Annotated in this window: 22 protein-coding genes; 8 read left to right on the top strand and 14 right to left on the bottom strand. The window is 65.8% G+C overall.

What is annotated here, in order from left to right; translation table 11 throughout:
* Nucleotides 1-345: 345 nt before the first annotated feature.
* The 3 genes from DRB17_RS02010 to DRB17_RS02000 all read left to right on the top strand — a co-directional run bounded on the left by DRB17_RS02010 (nt 346) and on the right by DRB17_RS02000 (nt 3,204).
* Nucleotides 346-1,482, top strand: coding sequence for a porin (locus DRB17_RS02010; RefSeq protein ID WP_114580506.1), 1,137 nt, complete (start codon nt 346-348; stop codon nt 1,480-1,482).
* Between the two features lie 167 nt (nt 1,483-1,649).
* Nucleotides 1,650-2,501 carry a sulfotransferase domain-containing protein gene (locus DRB17_RS02005; RefSeq protein ID WP_114580505.1) on the top strand — a complete coding sequence of 284 codons (852 nt, stop codon included), beginning with the start codon at nt 1,650-1,652 and terminating at the stop codon, nt 2,499-2,501.
* 10 nt (nt 2,502-2,511) lie between these two features.
* The gene (locus DRB17_RS02000) at nt 2,512-3,204 is read left to right on the top strand and encodes a YggS family pyridoxal phosphate-dependent enzyme (RefSeq protein WP_114580504.1); all 693 of its coding nucleotides are present in this window, start codon (nt 2,512-2,514) and stop codon (nt 3,202-3,204) included.
* Nucleotides 3,205-3,287: 83 nt separating this feature from the next.
* Here DRB17_RS02000 and DRB17_RS01995 read toward each other — a convergent pair whose 3' ends face one another.
* The 5 genes from DRB17_RS01995 to ribA form a co-directional block, all read right to left on the bottom strand.
* Nucleotides 3,288-3,602, bottom strand: coding sequence for a hypothetical protein (locus DRB17_RS01995; RefSeq protein WP_114580503.1), 315 nt, complete (start codon nt 3,600-3,602; stop codon nt 3,288-3,290).
* Nucleotides 3,603-3,978: 376 nt separating this feature from the next.
* Nucleotides 3,979-4,545: a hypothetical protein gene (locus tag DRB17_RS01990; protein ID WP_114580502.1), complete on the bottom strand. Its 567-nt coding sequence runs from the start codon at nt 4,543-4,545 to the stop codon at nt 3,979-3,981.
* 103 nt (nt 4,546-4,648) lie between these two features.
* Nucleotides 4,649-5,179 carry a L,D-transpeptidase family protein gene (locus DRB17_RS01985; protein WP_114580501.1) on the bottom strand — a complete coding sequence of 177 codons (531 nt, stop codon included), beginning with the start codon at nt 5,177-5,179 and terminating at the stop codon, nt 4,649-4,651.
* A 45-nt stretch (nt 5,180-5,224) separates the two neighbouring features.
* A complete protein-coding gene (locus tag DRB17_RS01980) occupies nt 5,225-6,097 on the bottom strand; it encodes a hypothetical protein (protein ID WP_114580500.1) in 873 nt (290 codons plus the stop codon).
* Between the two features lie 142 nt (nt 6,098-6,239).
* Complete coding sequence (ribA, locus tag DRB17_RS01975; RefSeq protein WP_114580499.1) at nt 6,240-7,373, bottom strand: GTP cyclohydrolase II; 1,134 nt, start codon at nt 7,371-7,373, stop codon at nt 6,240-6,242.
* 124 nt (nt 7,374-7,497) lie between these two features.
* Between ribA and DRB17_RS01970 the strand changes: the two genes are divergently transcribed.
* Nucleotides 7,498-8,385, top strand: coding sequence for an alpha/beta hydrolase (locus DRB17_RS01970; protein WP_114580498.1), 888 nt, complete (start codon nt 7,498-7,500; stop codon nt 8,383-8,385).
* An 88-nt stretch (nt 8,386-8,473) separates the two neighbouring features.
* On the top strand, nt 8,474-9,169 hold the full coding sequence (locus tag DRB17_RS01965; protein WP_114580497.1) for a response regulator transcription factor: 696 nt from the start codon (nt 8,474-8,476) through the stop codon (nt 9,167-9,169).
* Here DRB17_RS01965 and DRB17_RS01960 read toward each other — a convergent pair.
* Complete coding sequence (locus DRB17_RS01960) at nt 9,151-10,437, bottom strand: MFS transporter (protein WP_114580496.1); 1,287 nt, start codon at nt 10,435-10,437, stop codon at nt 9,151-9,153. The genes DRB17_RS01965 and DRB17_RS01960 overlap by 19 nt on opposite strands.
* Nucleotides 10,438-10,504: 67 nt before the next feature.
* Between DRB17_RS01960 and DRB17_RS01955 the strand changes: the two genes are divergently transcribed.
* Complete coding sequence (locus DRB17_RS01955) at nt 10,505-11,887, top strand: adenylate/guanylate cyclase domain-containing protein (RefSeq protein WP_114580495.1); 1,383 nt, start codon at nt 10,505-10,507, stop codon at nt 11,885-11,887.
* Here the strand turns inward: DRB17_RS01955 and DRB17_RS01950 are convergent.
* The 8 genes from DRB17_RS01950 to DRB17_RS01915 form a co-directional block, all read right to left on the bottom strand.
* The gene (locus DRB17_RS01950; RefSeq protein ID WP_114580494.1) at nt 11,884-12,429 is read right to left on the bottom strand and encodes a hypothetical protein; all 546 of its coding nucleotides are present in this window, start codon (nt 12,427-12,429) and stop codon (nt 11,884-11,886) included. The genes DRB17_RS01955 and DRB17_RS01950 overlap by 4 nt on opposite strands.
* Before the next feature lie 112 nt (nt 12,430-12,541).
* On the bottom strand, nt 12,542-13,330 hold the full coding sequence (locus DRB17_RS01945; protein ID WP_114580493.1) for an exodeoxyribonuclease III: 789 nt from the start codon (nt 13,328-13,330) through the stop codon (nt 12,542-12,544).
* Between the two features lie 285 nt (nt 13,331-13,615).
* Nucleotides 13,616-14,410, bottom strand: a complete 795-nt coding sequence (locus DRB17_RS01940) for a gamma-glutamyl-gamma-aminobutyrate hydrolase family protein (protein ID WP_114580492.1) — start codon at nt 14,408-14,410, stop codon at nt 13,616-13,618.
* A 59-nt stretch (nt 14,411-14,469) separates the two neighbouring features.
* Nucleotides 14,470-15,150, bottom strand: a complete 681-nt coding sequence (locus DRB17_RS01935) for a LolA family protein (protein ID WP_161958668.1) — start codon at nt 15,148-15,150, stop codon at nt 14,470-14,472.
* A 20-nt stretch (nt 15,151-15,170) separates the two neighbouring features.
* The gene (locus tag DRB17_RS01930; RefSeq protein WP_241503715.1) at nt 15,171-17,618 is read right to left on the bottom strand and encodes an FtsK/SpoIIIE family DNA translocase; all 2,448 of its coding nucleotides are present in this window, start codon (nt 17,616-17,618) and stop codon (nt 15,171-15,173) included.
* 15 nt (nt 17,619-17,633) lie between these two features.
* A complete protein-coding gene (locus DRB17_RS01925; protein ID WP_114580489.1) occupies nt 17,634-18,866 on the bottom strand; it encodes an aminotransferase class I/II-fold pyridoxal phosphate-dependent enzyme in 1,233 nt (410 codons plus the stop codon).
* A 311-nt stretch (nt 18,867-19,177) separates the two neighbouring features.
* Nucleotides 19,178-20,530, bottom strand: a complete 1,353-nt coding sequence (gene amt / locus DRB17_RS01920) for an ammonium transporter (RefSeq protein WP_114580488.1) — start codon at nt 20,528-20,530, stop codon at nt 19,178-19,180.
* A 16-nt stretch (nt 20,531-20,546) separates the two neighbouring features.
* Complete coding sequence (locus DRB17_RS01915) at nt 20,547-20,885, bottom strand: P-II family nitrogen regulator (RefSeq protein WP_114580487.1); 339 nt, start codon at nt 20,883-20,885, stop codon at nt 20,547-20,549.
* A 252-nt stretch (nt 20,886-21,137) separates the two neighbouring features.
* Here DRB17_RS01915 and DRB17_RS01910 point away from each other — a divergent pair, with 252 nt between their 5' ends.
* Complete coding sequence (locus DRB17_RS01910) at nt 21,138-22,406, top strand: UbiH/UbiF/VisC/COQ6 family ubiquinone biosynthesis hydroxylase (protein WP_114580486.1); 1,269 nt, start codon at nt 21,138-21,140, stop codon at nt 22,404-22,406.
* Entirely contained in the window at nt 22,403-23,110 is a 708-nt protein-coding gene (locus DRB17_RS01905; RefSeq protein ID WP_114580485.1) for a hypothetical protein, read from the top strand. The genes DRB17_RS01910 and DRB17_RS01905 overlap by 4 nt, the downstream gene beginning before the upstream one ends.
* Nucleotides 23,111-23,394 lie beyond the last annotated feature (284 nt).

Here is a 23,394-nt window from a genome sequence, read left to right as displayed (position 1 = left end):
AAGCTGCTTGGACCGGACGCGCCGGCCCGTGGGACTGGCGCCTACGCTAGGAAGAAGCATTGCCGATGGCAAGCGTCGCGGCGGAAGCCGGACGAGCGGTCGTAACTGTGGCGTAAAGACCACAGTTGGTGGAAATTTGCCACAAGCTCTTTATGTCGTGCTTGACCACCCGGCCTTCTCCGAGGCTTTCTTGCCGTGCGCTTCTTGTGCCGAACGACTCACATGGGGGCTCTACCGCGGACAAGCGGCGGGTCTGGAATGATCTCCGTGGGGCATACGGGGCCAGACCAGGGGGCCTCCCTCACTTGCGTTCGGTGAGGGAGAAAAAGGAGAGGAAAGCAGGAAATGAAGAAGTATCTCTACGCGACCACCGCGATCGTGGGCGTGGGTCTCGCGGCCACGAGCGCCCAGGCCGAGGAAGGCATCAAGATCGGCCTGTCCGGCTTCATGAACACCTACTACGGCATCAGCAGCCGTGACGGCAGCGACGATTCCGTTGCGGGTGCCGCCGATCAGGATCAGAGCCACTTCCAGGACGCCACGATCAACTTCATCGGCTCGACGACCCTGGACAACGGCATCGAGGTCGGCGTCCGCTTCGAGCTGGAGTCCTTCGGCCATCCGGGGGACGAGCAGTTCATGTGGTTCAAGGGCTCGTTCGGCGAGATCAACCTGGGCGGCACGAACTCGGCCGGCTACCGCATGGCCTTCGCGTCCAGCGGCCATCTTTACACCGCCGGTATCCCGATCAACACGGGCTGGGTGAATACCTTCATCCCGTCGCCGACCGGCCAGACCACCAACTTCCGGAAGCCGTCGCTGTCCACCTTCCTGGATACGCACAACGACCACAACACCGTGTCGTACTTCTCGCCGCGGATTTCGGGCTTCCAGTTCGGCGCAAGCTGGACGCCGGAGGCCGGCACGAACGCTGGTGTGGAGAGCACGGCAGCCGGTCAGTTCGGCCCGGTGAACGAGCAGACCCAGTACAACAACGCGCTTTCTGTCGGCGCCAATTTCGTCCAGTCGTTCAGCGGCTTCGATGTTGCCTTGAACGCTGGCTACAACATGGCTAACGCGCCCGACAATCCGGTTACGCCCGGTAATGACGACGACCTCCAGCAGTACATGGCCGGTGCTCAGGTCGGTTACATGGGCTTCGTGGTCGGCGCCAACTACGCCAACCAGGATAGCGAGGATTCGTCCGGCTACGAGGCCGACGACGGCGATGCCTGGTCCGTTGGCGCGGGTTACACGACCGGCCCGTGGTCGCTGGCCGTTAACGCCTTCTTCTCCGAGGTTGAAGGCTCGACCGCCAACAACGCCGAGGACAAGCAGACCTCGGTGCGTGGCGGTATCGACTACGCCCTCGGCCCGGGAGTCACGGTTTCCGGCTCCCTCCTCTACACCGAATGGGAAGAAGAGGGTGGTACCGATCTCGACGCCGTTGCCGGTATCCTCGGCACGACCGTCACCTTCTAAGACCGCTCCTTTCTTCAAGGATCGGACTGGAAAAGGGGGGCATAAGCCCCCCTTTTCTCATGTGACACCCTGCGATCTCGGTTCCACAAGGCTCAGGGGCTTGCGTCCTTCGCCATTTGTACAAATCTAAACGATCATCGTTTCTTCACGCCAATCGCGGACGCTCCATGCCCGGTATCATCTGGCTTGCCTCCTATCCCAAGTCCGGCAACACATGGTTGCGGGCGTTTATCGCCAACTACTTCAAGAATCCCGACAAGCCGCTGCCCATCAACGAACTGCACAAGTTCGCGTTCGGCGACGGTTTCCTGGTTCACTACGAAAGGGTCAGCGGCCAACCGAAGGAAGAGTTGGGGGAGGAACAGCTTCGCGCGCTGCGCCCGCAAGTGCATCGCTACCTGGCCAGCCATCCAAACGAGACGGCCTTCGTGAAGACCCACAACATGGTGGGCGATGAAGGCGGCGTGCCAATCATCACGCCGCAGGCCACGGCCGGCGCGGTCTATGTCGTGCGCAACCCGCTCGACGTCGTGGTGTCCTATGCGCACCACTACATGGTCCCGCTGGACGAGGCGGTGGACGACCTGTGCGAGCGGTACAAGGTCATCCCCGGCGAGGATGGCAAGAAGATACCCGACTTTATCGGCGACTGGTCGCAGCACGTGCGAAGCTGGACCGAGGCGCCCGGCCTGAAGCTGCACACCATGCGGTATGAAGACATGTTGAAGAAGCCGGGACCGACCTTCCGTGCACTGATCAAGTTCCTTGGCGTGCCCTTGGCGACCAGCCGGCTGCGGAAGGCCATTACGTTCACCTCGTTCGAGGAGATGGCCAAGCAGGAACAGCGCGACAGCTTCAACGAGGCGCGGCCGGATGGCGCATCCCGCTTCTTCCGAAAGGGCGCGGCCGGCCAGTGGCGAGAATCGCTCAACGAAGATCAAGTGCGTCGGATGGTGGACGCGCACGGGGAAACAATGCAGCGCTTCGGCTATCTGGACAAGTCGGGCCAACCCGTCTAATCCAACGGTCATGAGCGAAACCGATACCATTGCGGAAGACGTCGCCCGGAACCTGGCCGACGTGCGCGAGGCCATCGCCAAGGCGGCACGTGCCATCGACCGTGACCCGTCGGAGGTGACGCTTGTTGCCGTTTCGAAACAACACGATCCGGCGCGTATTCAGGCCGCGATCGATGCCGGCCAGCGTGTCTTCGGGGAGAACCGCGTCCAGGAAGCGCAGGGCAAGTTTCCAGCGCTGAAAGAATGCCACCCCGACCTGGAGCTTCACCTTCTTGGCCCCCTGCAGAGCAACAAGGCGGAGGATGCCGTCGCGCTGTTCGATGTGATCGAGAGCGTGGACCGGCCCAAGATCGCGCGCGCCCTGGCCAAGGAAATGGACCGGCAGAACCGCCGGCCCGAGTTGTTCATTCAGGTGAACACCGGTGAGGAACCGCAAAAGGCGGGGGTTGTGCCGGGCGAACTCGACGCCCTTGTCCATCTCTGCCGGGATGAGCTGTCGTTGCCGGTCGTGGGACTGATGTGCATCCCGCCGATCGAGGAAGAGCCCGCCCCCCACTTTGCGCTTCTGGCCAAGCTGGCGGCCGAGCACGGCTTCGAGCGGCTTTCCATGGGCATGAGCCACGACTTCGAAACGGCCGTGAAACTCGGCGCCACGCACGTCCGGGTCGGAACCGCGATTTTCGGGCAGCGGCCGAAACCCTGATCAGTCCGCCGTGCCGAGGCTATCTCGTCAGGAAGGCGCCCTCACCGATGCGAGGGCGCCTTTTCTATCGGCTCCGCCTCAATTCAGAAGTTCGTGCGGCCCGTCAATCCGGACGAATGGCCAACGCCGAGCGCCGGTTGATAGCTTGTTCCCGTACGCCCCGTCAGCCCCTGGGTGCGGACACGCTCGTCGCTTGTCGTTGTATAGCTGGTTCCGGTGCGGCCCGTCAGTCCAGTCGTCGAGACCGTTTCGGCCGTCTGATTGCGGACCTTGATCTCCGCAAGTTGCTGGTCAGTCAGGTCGCTTGCCAGCGCACCGCCAATAGAGACGACACTGGCCATCGCGGCGGAAATCGCCGCAATAGTGAGTGCTTTGCCGTTGACGACTTTGATCTTCATCTCACTACTCCTTGAGGTTTACGGCACATATGCTGCGTGCAGGCCCGAAGTTCTCAATTGCCATATACATGCTCCAATGGAATTCGTGCCGTTAACCCAAAGTCTACGGCGGAATATTTATTTATTGAAATCAACGACTGTCACAAGAACTTGAAAAAATCGCCCGGCGAAACCCGCCGGTACCGCGACGAATTCAGGTTGCATACGAAGCGCGGGTCGCGATTCACGCACAAATATTCACAATTCTCCATAACTACATCACGTCGGTTTCACCGCCGCGCGATGGGTCGAAGGAAGAATCTGGTCCGATAGGCATAGAAAAGGCCCGCGTCGTCGATCGACGCGGGCCGTCAAACCTCAACAGCGGGACGGGCGGCTACATCTCGAAATCGCCGGCCCCGTTGTTTTGGTCGATGTTGTTCGTTGGGAACAGGCCGTGCGCAATCTGTCCGATCAGGTTCTGGAACGCGGGGTCGTCCGCCGATTGGACGTTCCCGACCGAGCCCGCCACGCGCGTGATCGCGCGATCCGACGAGCAGAACGCCGCGGTGACTTTCACCGGGCCGTCGCCGGGTTGGCTCTTCAGATCCGGCCGGTTGCACAGATCGTGCAGCGGCTGCCCCGGCGCGGGGTCGAACAGCAGAACCACCCGATACGGCGAGGTGTAGTCCGCCGGCGCTTCGGTGAAGAACGCCATTCTCGGTCCGGGCGCCGCCTGTTCCAGCCGATTCGTGACGGCTCGCTCAAGCTGTGTGCGCTCGCCGGTCGGGAAGGGCGCGCCGAGAATCTCCGTCTTCATGCCGCCCTTGCTCGCGGCATAGCTGAGCAGGCTGGGGTCATAGGAACTGCGATAGGTGTTCTCGATGGTCGGCTGTCCGGCGCAGCCGGCGACGGCGGCCGCTGCAAGCGCAACGGACGTGATCGTGACGAACGGTTTGATCATGTGTGCGCAACTCCCTGCCTGACACGGCGTTCGCGGATTCGCCAGCCCGTCGCATGGATAAGTTGGTGCGCGGCGCACAGGTGGCAATAGGAGTGCAACCGCTTCATGGTTGCGGCGCACCGTCGGCGCGCACGCAGAGCCGGTCGCCAGGCCCGACCATGCGCAGCACGCTCAGAAGGTCGTCAAGTGCCAGGGCCACACAGCCGGCCGTCGGGCCGTAATCCGGGCGTGCCACATGGAGGAATATGGCGCTGCCTGCGCCCGGCACCGGCGGGTCGTCGTTGTGGCCGAGGATAACAATGATGTCGTAGATGCCGTCGTCGCGCCAAAGCACCTCGTGGCCGGCCGGGAAGGGGAGGCGGACCTGACGGTTATACGCGACATGGCCGGGATCGTCGCACCAGCCGTCCTCCGGTGATAGCGGTGCGATGGGAAGCTGCGTGTCGGGCTGGCTCAATCGGTCGGGACGGTAGAGGACTCGCCGCAGCGGCCAGCAACCGATCGGCGTCGCGCCGTCCCCCTCCCGCTTCGCATCGGTGATGCCGCCCCGCCCGATGGCGCAGGGCCAGCTTTCCGCTTCGTCGAGCGTCGCGTGCCAGCGGTGATCGGCTAAACGTTGGACCTGGATATCCATGCGCGCCTTATAACGCCATTAGACCGCTCGGGACAAAGCCCCGTCCTACTGCTTCTCGTGCATGGCGCGATATTTCTCCAGCGCACTCCTCATCCGCTGGGCGAAGTCGGGTAGCGTGTCGGTATCCTGCTGCGGAGGCTGTTGGCCCGTTTCGTTGACGAGCGCGCGATGAGTGGGTGCGGCCTGAGTGCGGCCTTCATCGGCCGCGGCCGCCGCGCGCAGTTTCTCCACGCTTTCGGCGCGGAGCGTCGCCGAGTGGTTATAATCTTTCGCCCTTATGGGGAAGAACTGCATCTCTGAACGCTGCGCGTCGCGGGATTCATCCTCCTGATCTGCGGCGTTATTGGCTGCGACCTGATCACTTGCCCGGTGGCCGGCGCCGGATTCGCCGCGAAGATCGGCGGCCAGCGCCGCCAAGGCCTCGTTACCCGTCAGCACGCGTTGCTCGCCTTCCTCGCGGGCGGCCTGGTGGGTATCGGCCGATCCTGTTTCGCGTTCGGCGAGCTGAGCGGAGGGCTGCTGCGTCTTGGCGGGGTCTGCCTCTGCCACGGCTGTCGGGGCCGTTTGGCTGGCATCGGGTTCGCCGAACAGGGACGCCATGACGTGGCCGCCGATGTCGTCTCCAGTGGCCTCCGTCATGATCGTCTCGAAGGTCGAGGCGACGAAGCCGATAGGTCCGCCGAAAAGCGCGCCGCCCGCCACGCGCGCGGGTGCCTGAATGCTGTCCCCGGTGATTTCGCGATAGACCGTGGACACGCCCGGAATGTGTTGCAGGGGATTGATGACGTCCAGGAGGTCGGCGAAACCGAACTCGCCGGACGTTTCATTGCCTTGACCCGGTCGATTCGAGTCGCCCGCCCCATGGAGGTGGGCGGCCGGCATCAGCGCAGCGCCTTTTGCGGATTCCGGGAAAGCCATCGCAACCTGCTTCACTGAAAACGGTTCTCACCAGCGAAGCAAACGTCGTGCCAATAGGATTTGTCGCAGTTTCCCGCGCCCGTGGCGGTTCCTGGCAAGCCATCCACCGGGCAGGGATTGCCGAGGCCGGCAGAGCTTGCCGTCAGGACATGTGCCCGAAGCGCCGCGCCTTGGTCGCCAGATAGGCCGCGTTGTGGGTATTGGACGGGAAATGGTGGGGTACCCGTTCCTCGACCGTGATGCCGTACTGGCCGAGGGCGGCGACCTTATCGGGGTTGTTGGTCAGTAGCCGCACCCGCGTGAAATCGAGCTGGCGCAGCATTTCCGCCGCGGGGCGATAGACGCGCTCGTCCGCCTCGTAGCCGAGGGCCTCGTTCGCATCCAGGGTATCGGCCCCGCGATCCTGCAGGGCATAGGCGCGGAGCTTGTTGACGAGGCCGATACCGCGCCCCTCCTGCGCCAAGTATAGCAGCACGCCGGCGCCCGTCTCAGCAATGGCCCGGACCGCGCCGCGAAGCTGGTCGCCGCAATCGCAGCGCAGGCTGCCCAGCAGGTCGCCGGTCAGGCATTCGGAATGGAGGCGCGTCAGAACTGCCTCGCCGGGCCGGGGCTCACCGATCACGATGGCCAGGTGCTCGACGCTGCCGTCGGCCGCGCGGAACGCGTGAAGCCGCGTGTTCTCCGCATCCGCAAGCGGGACCCGTGCCTCGGCCACCCAGCTCAGGCGCTGTCCGGCGGAGTTGTCGTATTCCAGGACTTCGCCCGCTTTGATCTCCAGCAGATCTCGGCTTCGCGCCCATTCGGCGGGAACGCGGACTTCGACGGAGGCTATCAGCAGCACCGGGGCAAGCCTTGCGATCTTGGCCAGCGCCACGGCTGCGTCGGTCATCGCGTCTCCCGCAGTGGTCTCGGAAATGCGGGCTTCCACGTCGAGACCCGGCATCGGCACGCGGTGACGCGAGCGAGGCTGGGACGACGGGCCGTCGGAGAGTTCCGCGAAGATGGTGCTTGTCCCGCTTGCCACCTCCAGGCCAAGCGCCTCGGCCCGGCCGGTCGCCAGGGCCAGCCGCGGCGACGTTCCGCCCAGGGAACGAAGCGCGTCCACGCTGCCGGGTGCGGCCGTCTCTGTCGCCTGCACCAGCACGGCCGTGTCGTGGCCATGCAGCAGGACCGGTGTTCCACGGCGCAACTCGGCGGCCGCGCGGTCGACGCGCCGCACGCTGGCCGTGGCGGGTTCGGCTATCGCCGTTGCGGAAGCTGACGAAGGTTCATGCATCGGCCGGGACTTTACGGCGCTTTGCGGCGCGTGTCATCGTTGTTGAAGGACTTCCACCCGACTAGATGGGGAGGCTTGCCCGCGACGGCAAACGCCGCCGCGGCCATGGGAGGATTAAGCGGTTATGACGCAGCCGATCTACCGTGGCTGGACCCGCGAAAAGCTGGACGAGCAGCTCAACCTGCGCGCGCGCTTGCCGGAGCATGCGGAATTCTTCGAGCGTTGGGCGCGCGACAGCCGGACGGTTCGAGAGCGCACGACTGCCCTGGTCGATCTGGCCTACGGCGAATCCCCGGGTGAGCGGCTGGATCTGTTTCCCGCGGCGGGTCGCGATAAAGCGCCGCTGGTCGCCTTCATCCATGGCGGCTACTGGCAATCACTGGACAAGTCCGATTTCAGCTATCTGGCGCCGGCGTTCCTCGAGCGGGGCATCGCCTTCGCCTCGCTCAACTACGACCTGGCACCGAAGGCGGATATAGCCACGATGGTTGCGCAGATCCGGGCCGCCGTGGCGTGGCTTTACCGGCGGGCCGGCGAACGTGGTATCGACCGGGAACGCATCTTTGTCGCGGGACATTCCGCCGGCGGGCACCTGGCGGTCACGGCGCTGGACCGCGCCTGGCCGCAAAAGGAGGGGTTGCCGCCGGACCTGGTGAAGGGCGCGCTGTCCATATCCGGTATCTACGACCTGGAGCCGATCCGGTTGAGCTATCACCAAGCCGTGATGCGGATTGATGAGGAGCAGGTCGCGGCGTATAGCCCCCTACGCGCCCTGCCGCAGGCGGCCGGTCCCTTGCTTGCCGGTGTGGGCAGCGAGGAGACGGAGGAATTCCTGCTCCAGCAGCGTGAACTGCTGGATGTCTGGCGTTCCGCGGGCCTCACGGGGTCGCGGGTCGAGCTGCCGGGGCGGCATCATTTCGACGCCGTCGATGCGCTTGGCGAGCCGGACCATCCGCTGTTCGCGGCCCTGCATGCGATGGTACATGCCGACCCCGGACCGACGGCGGCTTGAACCGGTGGCCCGCTGTTGCTAATGAACAGCGTCGAACCGTGCTGATAACCGGTTTGCGCGGGACCGGCCGGTCTATATGAGGAACGCCATGGCATCCACTGCCGGTAAGCACATTCTGCTCGTCGATGACGACGATTCCTTGCGGGAGTCGCTGGCCGAACAGCTTCAGCTTCACGAGGAATTCATGGCCTCGGAGGCCGGGACGGGCAGCCAGGGGCTGGAAAAGGCGAAGCAAGAGCATTTCGATGCCATCCTTCTGGACGTCGGCCTGCCGGACATGGATGGCCGCGAGGTCTGCCGCGTGATGCGCCGGAACGGCATTTCGTGCCCGATCATCATGCTGACCGCCTCGGAATCCGATGCCGACACGATCCTTGGGCTGGATGCCGGGGCCAACGACTATATTACCAAGCCGTTTCGTCTTGGCGTGCTGCTGGCGCGTTTGCGCGCGCAGATGCGCCAGCACGAGCAGAGCGAGGACGCCGTTTTCACGATCGGGCAGTATACTTTTCAGCCGGCGGCCAAGGTGCTGATCGAGAACGCCTCGGGGCGCAAGATCCGCCTGACGGAAAAGGAAACGGCGATCCTGAAGTACCTGTACCGAAGCGGCGAGAAGACGGTGGGCCGGGAAACGCTTCTCGGCGAGGTCTGGGGCTATAACGCGGGCGTCACCACGCACACCCTGGAAACCCACGTCTACCGGCTGCGCCAGAAGATCGAGAACGATCCCTCCAACGCCACGCTGTTGATCACCGAGCCCGGCGGCTACCGGCTGGTGCCGTAGGCGACGCCGCTCAGGCGCGTTGCCAGCCACGCGCCCAGGGCCAGCGCGATGCCCGTGACAACACCCAGCATGGGGGCCGCCCAGGCCCATCCGCCGGTCAGGGCGAAAAGCTGCGCCAGTGCGATAGGGCCCGCGAACACGCCGGCATTCCGCCCGGTCATGATGATCCCGAACGCCGTCGCGGCGGCTTGGCCATGGCCGACGATGGCGCTTGGCATGGCGAAAAGGCAGGTCGGCACGATGCCGGCGGCCGTGCCGTAAAGCACCAGGGCCAGCGCACCTCCAAAACCGCCGCCCGCGACGGGCAGCAGTACCCAGCTTGCCACCTGAAGCGCGAGCCCCGCGACCAGAAGCGGCCCCACGGGCACACCGCGGCGCAGGATCTGCCCGGTGACCATGATGGCCACCAGCAATATCGCGACGGGCAGGGCGTAGCCGGCCACGGCGCCGGATACGCTCAACCCCAGCGCCTCGACGAGGTACTGCGGAAGCCATGTCATGAAGGCGAAGTATTGCGCGGACCAGACCATGAAGACGGCGGCCGTTACGATCAGCGATATCCGTTGCGATTTCGAAACAGTTTCCCGGTTGGCCGTGGCGTCCGCTGGCTTCCGGTGTCGCGGACCCATATCGACACGCCCGGACAGCCGCAATCCCAGGAGCCATAGCATCATGCCCGCACTCATGGCGAGGCCGATCCACCACAACCCGCTCCACCCGGCGAAGGCGAAGCTTGGCTCGGCCAGCACGACGGCCAGGAGTTGGCCAATGGGAATCCACGCGGCGGTCAAGGCGATCACAACCGGCAGATGACGTGCGCTGGCATTCGCATTGGCGAGCACCGGCCCGGCAATTGCGAAGACAGCGAACGCAATGCCTTCAAGCGTCCTCGATGCAAGCACCAATCTTCCAGCCTCGGGCATTGCCAACGTGAGAACCAGGCCAGCCGTCATCAAGCACAAGCCGGTGGCGATGGGGATGGCCGCACCCCGCCGCTCGATCAGCCGGCCCATCGCGAAGGACAGGGCAAGCCCGGCGACCGCGTAAGCAGACATGAAGCCGCCAGCGAGCGTCCGGTCATAACCATAGCTCTCCAGCATCAACGGCAGGGCCGGGGGCAACTTGAACTGCTGGAAGGCGGCATAGGCGGCCAGCACAAGGCCGAACGCGACCCCTATCCAGTTGCTCTCGCGATGCACCATATAAGGAATGCCAAGGTTGCCGCCGGGAAGGACCGGCAGTGTGGCAAAGCAGGCGTGCCGCGGCAAGGCGTGGGGAACATCACGCCGGCTTCACGGCGATTTTGACAGCGTGCGATGCAGCAAAGCGGTTAGCATGACGAATATGATGGAAACGACGCAGCCGCGAAGCCTGACGGGTTGGCTTGGTCCGCTGCCCATTTTCTCCGCGCCACCCCAGGCGAAATTGCCGGAGCGCGTGCATCGGCAGGTACGCGCGCAGCAGGATGCCACCGAACGCTTGATCGGCTGGCTTCAGCTCACTGTTGTCGCGATCTTCGCGGCGCTCTACATCGTGGCGCCCAAGACTTTCACGGCGCACGACACCTTTCAGCCCGTCCCTTACGCGCTTTCCGCTTACTTCGGGTTCACGATGCTGCGACTGGGGCTTGCCTATCGCATCCGGTTGCCGGATTGGTTCCTCTACATCTCCATCGCCATCGACATGGCGCTGCTCTTCGTCCTTATCTGGTCGTTCCACCTTCAATACGAGCAGTCGGCCGCGTTCTATCTGAAGGCACCGACGCTGCTTTATGTCTTCATCTTCATCGCCCTGCGCGCGTTGCGCTTCGAGGCCCGCTTCGTGGTCGTCGCCGGACTGGCGGCCGCGGCCGGCTGGCTCACGCTTGTCGGCTATGCGATCCTCGTGGATCCGCGCGACAACATGATCACCCGGAACTACGTGGAATACCTCACCTCCAACTCCGTCCTGCTGGGCGCCGAGTTCGACAAGGTGATATCCATCCTCGTGGTGACCGGCATCCTGGCAGTCGCCATCATGCGCGCGCGGGCGCTGCTGGTAAGCTCCGTGGCGGAAGGCGTGGCCGCGCACGATCTCGCCCGGTTCTTCTCGCCAGAGGTTGCCAGTCACATCGTGCATTCCGAGGAGATCGGCGTGGGCATCGGGGAACTACGGGATGCCGCTATCGTGAACCTCGACATGCGCGGGTTCACGGGGCTTGCCGAAACGTGCCAGCCGGACCAGATGATGCAGCTTCTGGCCTCGTACCAGGCCGAAATGGTGCCGATCATCCGCAAGCACGGCGGCAGCGTCGACAAGTTCCTGGGCGATGGCATCATGGTCACCTTCGGGGCATCTCGCATGACCGAGACTTATGCCGCGGACGCCTTGCGCTGTGTCGAGGAGATCATCTCCGTCGCGCGCGACTGGGAGAAACGGATGCTTGCCGAGGGCCGCCCGGCGCGGCCCGTCAATGCCGCCGTGGCCAGCGGCTGCATCGTCTTCGGCGCCGTGGGCGAGCGGGATCGCCTTGAATACACGGTGATCGGCGAAGCAGTGAATCTCTCCGCCAAGCTGGAAAAACACAACGCCGTTGCGGGGACAAAGGCATTGGCGACCAGCGAGGCTTATGATCTCGCCTGCCGACAGGGCTTTACGCCGTCGGCGCGGTGCGACCGGCTGGACAGCGCCGGCGTGGCCGGCGTCGGCCACCCCGTCGATCTGGTGGTCCTGGGCTAATTCCCCGAGCGGACGTTTTCGTGTAGTTCGGCAACATGCGGCGGGGGCGGGGCCTCGTTGTCCGGATCGATCTCCAGGGTCAGCATGTTTCCGGCCGAGGCGGGGTCGAGCGAGACGCCGTTCGCGCGTGCTGCTCTTGCCGTGCGCCAGACGATGTAGTCAAAGCCCTCCAGGTTGGATTCGAACGTCATCGAGGTGCCCGCGCCGCGCAGGGTGAGCTGCATGAAGCCGTCCTTGTTCTTCTGCTGCCGCCGCGTGCCGTAATACCGCAGCTTCGCGTTATCCAGCCGGTCCCAGGGGATGACGCGGGTGCCCAGCGCCGCGCGGGCAATCTCGCCATCCGAGACAGCCACACGTGTGATATGACGTTCCAGGGTGCGTGCACCGAACAGGCCGAAGGCGCCCGCCAGTCCGCCGAATATCAGACCGATGGCCCATCCGATCGGCACAGTCGTCAGAACGCCCACGCCGAGGCCCACACCCGCGGCCGAGCGAAGATAGTCGCCGCTCAGAGTTCCGGCGGGATAACGGAACACTTGCATACGTTTACTCCCGCTTGGGGCGCCACGCCCGGCAACCGACATACGCGTGAATGGCTTGCTTTCCATTCTGGCGTCCGCCTTTTGTCGATTCCAGGGGCCTTGCCGGCAAGCGCTACTGGAAGTCGACCGTTACCGGCACGTGATCCGATGGCCGGGGCCACGTGCGTGCATCGGACTCGACCTTGTGCGCCTTGAGGTGCCTGGCCAAGGGCGGCGTCACCCAGACGTGGTCCAGGCGCCACCCGTAGTTCTTGGTGAACGACTGCGGGTGGCGATAGCCCCACCAGGTGAACAGGAATTCTTCCGCCGGAACGAAGTGGCGGCCGACGTCGGTGAAGCCGCCGGCGTCCTTTAGCGCCGCCATGTGCTCGCATTCCAGCGGTGTGTGGCCGACTTGCCGCTTGATGCGCTGGTGGTTCCAGACGTCGTTGTCCAGCGGCGCCACGTTCAGGTCGCCGACGATGGCGAGCTTACGTCCCGCGATTCCCTCGTTCCGCGCCCACTGCGCCATTTCCGTCAGAAAGCCGAGCTTGTGCGCGAACTTCTCGTTCTTTTCCGGGTCCGGCGTCGGACCGCCCGAGGGCACGTAGAAGACATGCAGCTCGAAGGCATTGGGAAATCGCACGGACAGATGCCGCGAATCATCCTGTCCCCACCAGTCGAGACGGTGCTCCGCCTCGAACGGCTGACGGGAGAGGACGGCGACGCCGTTGTAGCCCTTCTGCCCGCGCACGGCGACATGGTGATAGCCCAGATCCCGTACTTCGTCGTAGGGAAAGGACGCGTCGTCGACCTTCGTCTCCTGAAGGCACACGACATCGGGCCGCGCCTCCGAGGAGAGACGCGCCAGATTGTCCAGGCGGATGCGGATTGAGTTCACATTCCAGGTTACAAGACGCATGACGAACGCAAGTTAAACGCGCGGGCGCGCGGCGGCAATCATTGAAAGGTGCTGGAAAACGAAGGAACGCCCGGTCGGGGGGAGGCCGGGCGTTCCAATCTCCGCGGAGACGCGGAAGGGTGGCAGGGGAACTCACCCAACCGCTTGCCGCCAACCCATTGCGGGCCGGCGCTTATGGGAGAATCTAGGAAGCCCGTACCGGAAATCAATGGATAGGCACGGAACATTGAGTAGACTAAGTGTATACGTTTGCTGAACGAATTGGTCCGAGCGCCGCTCTTGGCCCTAAGCGCCGACCGGTTCCCCAGCTGCGGTGTTTTGTCGCAGACTGGCCCGGTGCCGTGCTGCCCTGGCGAAAGCCTGAAAAAGGGCTGTCGAGATGTGGCTCTCGGTTGCCTTGTACTCCGGGTGCCATTGCACCCCCAGAACGAAGCCCGGCGCCTCCGGCATGCTGAGGGCTTCCACCGTGCCATCGTCCGCCAGCGCCTCCACCCGAAGGCCCGGCGCCGGCGTCTCGACCCCCTGATTATGCAGCGAATTGACCTCGATTTCCTCGGCGCCGAGAAGCTCCCGCAGCAAACCGCCGGGTGTCAGGGCCACGCTGTGGCGAAGGCCGTACTTCACGTCGACGTCGTCCACCTTGGGTGCGCGGTGGTCCATCCGGCCCTCGACCTCGTGCACCCGCGCGAACAGCGTTCCGCCGAAGGCGACATTCAGTTCCTGCATCCCGCGGCAGATCGCGAAAAGCGGTACGCCCACCTTCACCGCCGAGCGGATCAGCGGCAGCGTGATGGAATCGCGCCAGACATCATGCGGCTCGGCCGCCGGGTCCGCCGATCGGCCGTATTCAGTGGGGTGAACGTTCGACGGGCTACCCGTCAGAACGAGGCCGTCCATCCGGCGCAGCACGTCGTCGACATCGATCAGTCCGGAAAGCGACGGCAGCATCACCGGTAAGCCGCCCGCCGCCTCGGCAACGGCGCGGACGTACTTGTCGCCGATGGTGTGGAAATCCTGCCCGTCCTTTTCCATACGGCAAGCGGGCAGCGCGATCAGAGGAGGCGATACTTGCTGGCTCATGCCCTAAAGCTAGTCATGCGGCGGGTGGCGAGCAAGATCGCCCGGTTTGCGCACGCCCGCTACCGGCCATTGCTGGGACGCCGGCGATCCGGCAGGTTCAGCGCGTCGAAATCGAATTTCGTTCCGTCGATGTCGATGCCGAACCGCGGATCGAGCAAGGCAACCTCGGTGGCAATGCCTTGCTGGTCGACAATGCGCCATTTTTTCAGCCGCAAGGGCTCGTCCTCGAAGACCAGGGTGAGGGAGCCCGGTTGTCCGGCCGCGCTTCCTTCCTGTGCCACGCTCAGGCGAATGCTCTTCCTTTTCCTCTCGATTCCGGCGATCTCGTAGCCCTCAATCCTCGACATGTCGATGTCCTCACGGACGAGGAACCACAGCGGGGTTTCCGAGATCGGCACGTAGCTCGTCTGCTCCAGGTCCCGGTCGTAATAGACCAGCACAGAGCCATTGGAGACGATCAGGGCCGGGTGTGGCGGCTGGTATTCGAAGCGCAGCTTGCCGGGCCGGTCCAGCCACAGTTCGCCGCGCGCCGTGCTGCCGTTCGACGAGGTCTGCAGGAATTCCGCATGCATCGTGTCCACGCCGGAGAGGTAGTCCTCCACGCGCTGAACGATCTTCTGATCCGACTCCGTCAGCCGCGCGCTTTGCGCGGTCTGGTCGCCAAAGCCCTGCGCCGCCGGGGCGGATACGGCGGCCGCGCTCAACGCAAGCGCGGCGAGGGCAGTGCGCATGATGCGCATGGGCTCGTTCTCCCTGGGGCTCATTCCCGCTCGTGCGGGGATTCGATCAGTATCTCGCGCTTGCCGACGTGGTTCGCGGGACTCACCACACCCTCGGCCTCCATCCGCTCGATCAGCCGGGCGGCGCGGTTGTAGCCGATCTGGAGCTGGCGCTGCACGAACGATGTCGAAGCTTTCTTATGCTGGCAGACAATTGCGACCGCTTTTTGGTAAAGGTCGCCGTCGCCGCCGCCATTGCCGTTGCCGCCGCCTCCGGGCAGGACATCGGCCATGCCGCCGCCATCGTCGTCCTCGGCCGTTACGTCTTCGACATAATCCGGACTGCCCTGCGCGCACAGATGGGCCACCACTTCCTCGACCTCGCGGTCGGTGACGAGCGGGCCGTGCACGCGGGTGATGCGCCCGCCGTGGGCCATGTAGAGCATGTCGCCCTGGCCAAGGAGCTGTTCGGCGCCGGTTTCGCCCAGGATGGTGCGGCTGTCGATTTTCGAGGTGACGTGGAAGGAGATCCGTGTCGGGAAGTTCGCCTTGATGGTGCCGGTGATGACGTCGACCGAGGGCCGCTGCGTGGCCATGATCAGATGGATGCCGGCTGCGCGCGCCATCTGCGCGAGACGCTGGACCGCCATCTCGATGTCCTTGCCGGCGACCAGCATCAGGTCGGCCATCTCGTCGACCACGACCACTATATAGGGCAGCGTCTCCAAATCGAAGGGCTGCTCCTCGTGGATCGGATTGCCGGTGTCCGGGTCGAAGCCGGTCTGCACCTTGCGCGTCAGCACCTCGCCGTTCTGGCGCGCCTCCTCGATGCGCTCGTTGTAGCCGTCGATATTGCGCACGCCCAGGCGCGACATGCGGCGATAGCGCTCCTCCATCTCGCGCACCGTCCACTTGAGCGCGACCACCGCCTTCTTCGGATCGGTGACGACGGGGGAAAGCAAATGCGGTATGCCGTCATAGACCGACAGCTCCAGCATCTTCGGGTCCACGAGGATCAGACGGCATTTCTCGGGCGGTAGCCGGTAGAGCAGTGACAGCAGCATCGCGTTGATCGCCACCGACTTGCCCGAGCCGGTGGTGCCCGCGACAAGCAGGTGCGGCATCTTGGAGAGATCGACGATGCTGGCGTTGCCCGAGATGTCCTTGCCCAGCGTCAGCGGCAGCCGCCCGCCGGAGCGCTCATAGGTGTCCGAGGCCAGAAGCTCGCGCAGGAAGACGATCTCGCGCTGGGAATTCGGCAGCTCGATACCGATGACGCTGGAGCCCGGCACCACCGCGACGCGCACCGATACGGCGGACATCGAGCGCGCGATGTCGTCGGCCAGGCCGACAACCCGGCTGGTTTTTGTGCCCGGTGCGGGCTCCAGGTCGTAGCGCGTCACGACCGGGCCGGGGCGCACCTTCACGATCTCGCCGCGCACGCCGAAGTCCTGCAGCACGCTCTCCAGCAGGCGCGCGTTCTTCTCCAGGGCGTCCCGGCTGACCCCGCCCTTGCCATTCGTGGCGGCGTCCTTCAGCAGTGACAGCGGCGGCGGCTCATAGCCGCCTTCTGCCGCGAACTCGAAGCGGCGCTGGTTGCGCTGCTGCGCGGACTTGCTGGGTGCGGCGCGCGGGGCCTTGGGTTCCACCTTGGTCGAGCGTTTCGAGGACTTCGCCGGACCGGCATCTTCCGCCGCCTCGGACTCCGATCCGGGTGCCGGCTCGCGGCCGCCAAGCAGGGCCGGTTCCTTCCGCTCGCGGCGCTTGCGGCGACGGCGCGGCGGAGCGTCCTCTTGCGGTGCCTCTTCCTCCTCGTCGCTGGAGCCCGCATCGCGCATCGCTTCCCCCGTGCGCGTCGCCAGTTCGGCCAGACGCCCGCCGGCGCCGCCGCCAAGCCAGGCGATGCCACGGGCCAGCGTCGCCCATTCCGCGCGGCTGAGCGCAAGCACATAGAGGCTTGTGGCCAGCGCCAGCAAGGCCGCGCCACTGGCCAGAACAGCGGGGCCGACACCCGACAGGCCACTTAGGTGGCGCAGCGCCAGCAAACCCGTGAATCCGCCGAGGCCGCTGCGCAGCGTCCAGCTTTCCGGCGTCGGCCATGCCGCCAGTGCCGTTGCGGCAAGCAGCAATGCCAGCGGTAGCAAGGCCAGCCGCAGCCACCAGCGGGTGAACGTCCGCCTCTGAATCAGGCGCCAGGACCATCCGAACAGCAGGACGACGGGCAGGAAGCCCGCCAGCCCCAGGCTGGACAGCAACAGGTCCGCCACGACGGCGCCGGGCCGCCCCAGCAGGTTGCTGATCGGGCCGCCGCCGGCGACGTTCAGGCTTGGATCGCTGGGGTTGTAGGTGAGAAGCGCGATCAAAAGCGCGAGTGCCGCGAGGCCGGGCAAAGCGGCGCCGGCCTGCCGCACGCTTCGCCGCGCAAAGCCGCGCAGATCGTCAAGCGCGTTACGCGCCGCGCCCTCGTCGGTGCTGCTGCGAGTGCTCATGCGTCCCGTCATCTCTCAGGCCTGCGCGCGCCGGGCGCTGCTTGCCCCCAGAACTTCCCCGATCCGCCGCAGCGCGGCCTCGGTCCGATCGGCATCGTACACCAACGCGATCCGCAGATAGGCCGCGCCGGGATTGTTGCCTTGCGCATCCGGTACGGACATGTACGCGCCCGGCAGCGTGCGCAGCCCCGCCTCGCGCCAAAGCTCCACCGCCGCCGCCTCGCTGTCGCCGACTTCCAGCCAGAGGAAGAATCCCGCCTGCGGCCGTCTGGCGCCGAGCGTCGCGCCAAGTGTCCGCTCGGCCGCGTCGAAGTTGGCGCGATAGCGCGCGCGGTTCTCCGCGACGTGCGCCTCCTCGCTCCAAAGCCGCGTGCCCGCCGCCAGGACCGGCAGCGGCACGCCGGCGCCGCCGACACGAAGCGCCGCGTCCAGCTCGTCCAGCCAGCGCGGGTCGCCGGCGACGAAGCCGCAGCGCAGCCCCGGCGCGCTGGACCGCTTGGACAGCGAGTGGAACAGCAGCATGTTGTCCAGCCCGACGCCAAGCTCCGCCGCGGCCTCCAGCGCGCCCGGCGGCGGCGTATCGTCGTAGATCTCGGCGTAACATTCGTCCAGCGCGATGGCGAAATCGTGGCGCCGGGCGGTTTCGATGGCCGCCTTCAGCGCCGCTTTCGAGGCGACCGCGCCTTGCGGATTGGACGGCGAGTTAAGAAATGCCAGCGCCGCGCGGTCCAGGATGGCGGGGTCCAGACGCGCGTAGTCGGGCTGGAAGCCAGTCTGTTCCGTCGCCGGAACGAACACGGGTTCGGCGCCGGCGGCCACGGCCGCGCCCGCGTAGACATGATAGAACGGATTGGGCAGCAGGATCTTGTCGCGTCCGGGCCGCGTGCTGGCGAGCGCCGCGAAGAACAGGCCCTCGCGTGAGCCGGGCAGCGGCAGCACTTGCGTATCCGGGTCCACCAGCCCGGCACCGGCCGGATAGCGGCGCGCCAGCCAGTCGACGCAGGCCTTGCGGTAGCCCTCGGTCCCGCGCGGCGGCGGGTAGCGGTTCCAGCCCTTCGCCGCCGCAGCTATCTCTTCCGTGATGAAGGCCGGCGGGTCGTTCTGCGGCTCCCCCACCTGCAGCGCAATGGGCCGCCCGTCGGGTGCGGGCGAGCGCCCGGCCGGGACGTCGGCCAGCAGCCGGTTCAGCTTGATGAACGGGTGAAACGCCTGAATGTCGCGGCGGGGCGAGCTTACCACCTCGACCATGCGCGCGACTCCTGTAGGGCACAAACCATAAACAATTGTAATCCGCAGCGATTCCGCAGTGCAAGGTGCGCGGCGACAGCGTCTGCCGTCAAGGCTGCCCGCGGTTGCTCACAACGGCCATGGGGTCGGGCCACGTCGGCCGCCATCGGTCCGGGTTGGCCGCCGATCAGGCCGCTGCCGCCCAGAACGAGAACCTTCATAAGGCCCGTTTTGCCTTCTCCTCGCCGGAGAGCAAAACGAAAAAGGGCCCGGACGGTGGATGCCGCCCGGGCCAAGGCTGGGGGAAGACACGCCATAGGGCGTCGGGGCGTCTACATCGTCTGCGAGCCGCGCCCGAACTCGGGATAGGCTTCGAGGCCCAGTTCGATGCGGTCGAGGCCGGCGTCCTCCTCCTCTTCATCGACGCGCAGGCCGACCGTGTGCTTCAGGCCGAGCCAGAGCGCGGCGCTCGTCACCGTCATGAAGGCGCCGACCGCGACGATGCCGGTAATCTGCACCATCAGGTCGCCGTCGCCGAAGATGGCCACGGCCAGGGTCCCCCAGATGCCGGCCACCAGATGGGCGGAGACGGCGCCGACCACGTCGTCGATGCGCAGCTTGTCCAGGAGCGGGATGGCCAGCACGACGAGGATGCCGCCGACGGCGCCGACGACGATGGCCGCCAGATGGTTTTGCAGATCCGGCCCCGCCGTGATCGCCACCAGCCCGGCGATGGCGCCGTTCAGGGCCATCGTCAGGTCCAGCTTGCGGTAGATCGCCTGCGTCATCAGCATCGCCGCCACGACGCCGGCCGCCGCGGCCAGGTTGGTGTTGACGTAGACGATGGCCATGGCAGCGACGTCGAGCGCCGATCCCAGCGCAAGCTGCGACCCGCCGTTGAAGCCGAACCAGCCGAACCAGAGGATGAAGGTGCCCAGGGTCGCCAGCGGCAGGTTCGCGCCCGGCATCGGATGCACGCGGCCGTCCGCGCCGTACTTGCCCTTGCGCACGCCGACGATGATCGCGCCGGTCAGCGCCGCCCAGCCGCCGGCGGAATGGACGATGGTGGAGCCGGCGAAGTCCGAGAAGCCCATCCCGGTCAGCCAGCCGCCGCCCCAGGTCCATGCGCCCTGGATCGGGTAGAGCACGCCCGTCAGCACCAGCGTGAAGATCAGGAACGGCCAGACCTTGATCCGCTCCGCCACCGTGCCGGAGACGATGGACGCGGCGGTGGCGACGAAGACCATCTGGAAGTACCAGTCCGACATCGACGCAAAGCCGTTGCCGGTCACTGCTTCCAGCGTCTCGGGCGCGGTGTCGCCGTTGATGAGCCGCAGCTCGGCCTCGGCCGGGTTGTAAAGGAAGCTCAGCGAACCGACGACCTGGTCGACATCCACGTACATCAGCGAATAGCCGACGAGGTAGTACATGATCCCGGCGACCGAGTAGATCGCCACGTTCTTCAGGCAGATCGCCGCCGTGTTCTTGGAACGCACCAGCCCCGATTCCAGCATGGCGAACCCGGCCGCCATGAACATGACCAATACGCCGTGCACCAGGAAGGCAAAGGAATTGAAGACGAAGGCGGTCTCCGCCGACACTGCTGCGCGCGCCGGTGTCGCCAGCACCGCGAGCGCGGTCGCGGCAAGGGCGGCGGACGCGAGCATCCTGCGTGGGAGTCTCATCGCTGAAATCCTTCCTTCAAAGCGCTTCGATATCGGTTTCGGCGGTGCGGATGCGCACGGCGCGGGCGACGTCGAGGACGAAGATCTTGCCGTCGCCGATGCGCCCGGTATGCGCGGCCCGGCCGATAGCCTCGAGCGCGTGCTCGACCTGCTCGTCCGGCAGCACGACCTCCAGCTTGACCTTCGGGACGTAGTTCACGGCGTATTCGGCGCCGCGATAGATCTCGCTCTGCCCCTTCTGCCGGCCGTAGCCCTTGACCTCGCTGACCGTCAGCCCCTCGATGCCGATGGCGGTCAGCGCGTCGCGAACCTCGTCCAGCTTGAAGGGCTTGATGATCGCCATAACCATTTGCATGACGGCTGTCCCTCTCGTGGCTGACGCAGGGGCAGCATCAAGATCCGTGCCAAACCGGGCGCGGTGCACAAAACGAAGCAAAATCAAATGGATATAAGGATCCGACGGCGCTGGGCGTGGCGACGCGGACAGGCCTGTGTGCCTAAAGAACGATCACACATTCAATGATGCGTATATTTTAGGCAGTCATCCCCGGCGCTGCGGCGAGGCGCACTCTGGACATCGCGGTCCAGGCGCTCGATTTTAGGCGGCATGACAGCGCAAGCATCTCATCACAGCGAAGAGTGCATCGACGCCGAGGTCGTGATCGTCGGCGGCGGGCTGGTCGGTGCCACCCTGGCCGGTGTGCTGGCGAGTTCGGGCATCGAGACCGTCCTGATCGACCGGGAGGACCCGGACGCCGTCCTGCAGGCGGCCTTCGACGGGCGGGCGTCGGCCATCGCCGCCGGCTCGCGGCATATGCTGGAAGCCATCGGCCTGTGGCCCGAGGCCGCGGCGGCGGCGCAGCCGATCCTGGATATCCGGGTGACCGACGGCCGGGTGGGCCGGGGCCCCTCGGCCCTGTCGCTGCACTACGATCACCGCGAAGTGGGAGAGCCACTGGGCCATATCGTCGCCAACCAGGAGATGCGCAAAGCGCAGCATCGCTTTCTGCCGACGTTGGACAGGCTGCTGCATCTGGCGCCGATGACGGTGGACCGGGTGATCCGCCGGCCGGGCGGCGTGGAGGCGCGTCTGGGCGACGGCCGCCGTGTGCGCGCCCGGCTTTGCTGCGCCTGCGACGGCCGCGGCTCGCGCCTGCGCCAGGACGCGGGCATCCGCACGACGCAATGGACCTACCCGCAGGCGGGCGTCGTCGCCACCCTGGAGCACGAAAAGCCGCATCGCGGCGTCGCCTACGAACACTTCCTGCCCTCCGGCCCCTTCGCCATGCTGCCGATGGTGGACGAACCGCCCGGCACGCATCGCAGCTCCATCGTCTGGACGGAGCGGCGCGACCTGGCGCAAAAGGCGGTGAAGCTGTCCGACAGGGCGTTCGGGCAGGAGGTCCTGCGCCGTTTCGGCACCTCGCTGGGCGATGTCCGGCCGGTCGGCCCGCGTTTCACCTATCCGCTGTCGGGCCTGCATGCCGAGCGCTATATCGACCGGCGGCTGGCGCTGGTGGGCGACGCGGCGCACGGCATCCATCCGATTGCGGGCCAGGGCCTGAACCTGGGCTTCCGGGACGTGGCGGCGCTGGCCGAATGCATCGTCGATGCCCGGCGATTGGGGCAGGATATCGGCACGAAGGATGTCCTTGTCCGCTATCAGCGCTGGCGCCGGCCGGACAACCTGATGCTGGTGGCGGCCACGGATTCGCTGAACCGGCTGTTCTCCAACAACTTCGGGCCGTTGAGGGTTGCCCGCGACCTGGGTCTCGGCGCGGTGAACCAGATCGGGCCCTTGAAGCGCCTGTTCATGCGCCACGCCATGGGTACGGTTGGCGACCTGCCCCGCCTGATCGAGGGACGGCCGCTATGAGGCGGATAATCGGAGCCATCCTGGCCGCACTGCTGGTTGCCGTCATGGCGCCTGCCAACGCGCTTGAGCCGCTGGGCAGCCGTGGCCTGGCCGTCGTCAACGGCGGGGGCGGCGAGTTCTTCCTGACCCCCGTGCCCATCGACTGGAAGATCGCACAGGCGGAGCGCAACGCGCGGGTGTTCCACATCGCCTGGATTCCGAAGGGGCAGAGCGCCGAGGACTGGCGGGACAAGGTCTCTGTCCAGATGTTCCCCGGCAACACGGGCACGGACCCGAAGGCCCTGCTCGACGGCATCGCCGAACGCTACGACGCAGACTGCGGGACGGTCCTGTCCACCGACGTGGAAACGAAGGAGGTGCGTGGCTACGAAACCGCCTTCCGCTTCATCGGATGCACCCGGCATGCCGGGAAGAAGCTGGGCGAGCTGGCGCTGTTCCGCACGGTGAGCGGCGCCGAGTCCTTCTATCTGGTGCAGCGCGCCTGGCGCACCCCGCCGTTTGCCCGCACGGAGCTGCCGTTCAGCCGCGAGGTGTTGGGAAAGACGCGGCTGTGGCTGCAAGGCGGCCGCGCCTGCGCGGCGGACGCCGAGCAGGAAAAGCGGATCTGTCCGCCCGACCTTGCGGACGCGATGAACCGGACCAGCCTGGAACAGCCGATTACCGTCCTGCGCCTGGCCGAGCCGGGGACAACGCCCGAGGACTGACGGCGCTCGGGGATACGGGGTTCTCGGCGCGGACGGCCACGGAGTCGGGCGGCCACCCTCCTCACCCCGTCCTCTCCCCCGACGCGGGACCTTTGCGATACGGTCATTTGCGGCGAGGAGTTTGACGAGGGCCGGTTTGGCCGGTCCGCGTGGCGGTTTTTTTGTCGGATTGACGGGATAGGGGGCTTTTTTATCGGATTGCGGAGGGAGTCCGGGTGTGGTTACGGCGGGCTGAGCGCCACCCAGCGGCGCATGTTGAAGGCGATGGCGGCCAGGGTGACCTG

Source organism: Ferruginivarius sediminum, assembly GCF_003344765.1.
Taxonomy (GTDB): Bacteria; Pseudomonadota; Alphaproteobacteria; order Kiloniellales; family Rhodovibrionaceae; genus Ferruginivarius; species Ferruginivarius sediminum.
This window is presented reverse-complemented; position numbering and strand designations above follow the sequence as displayed.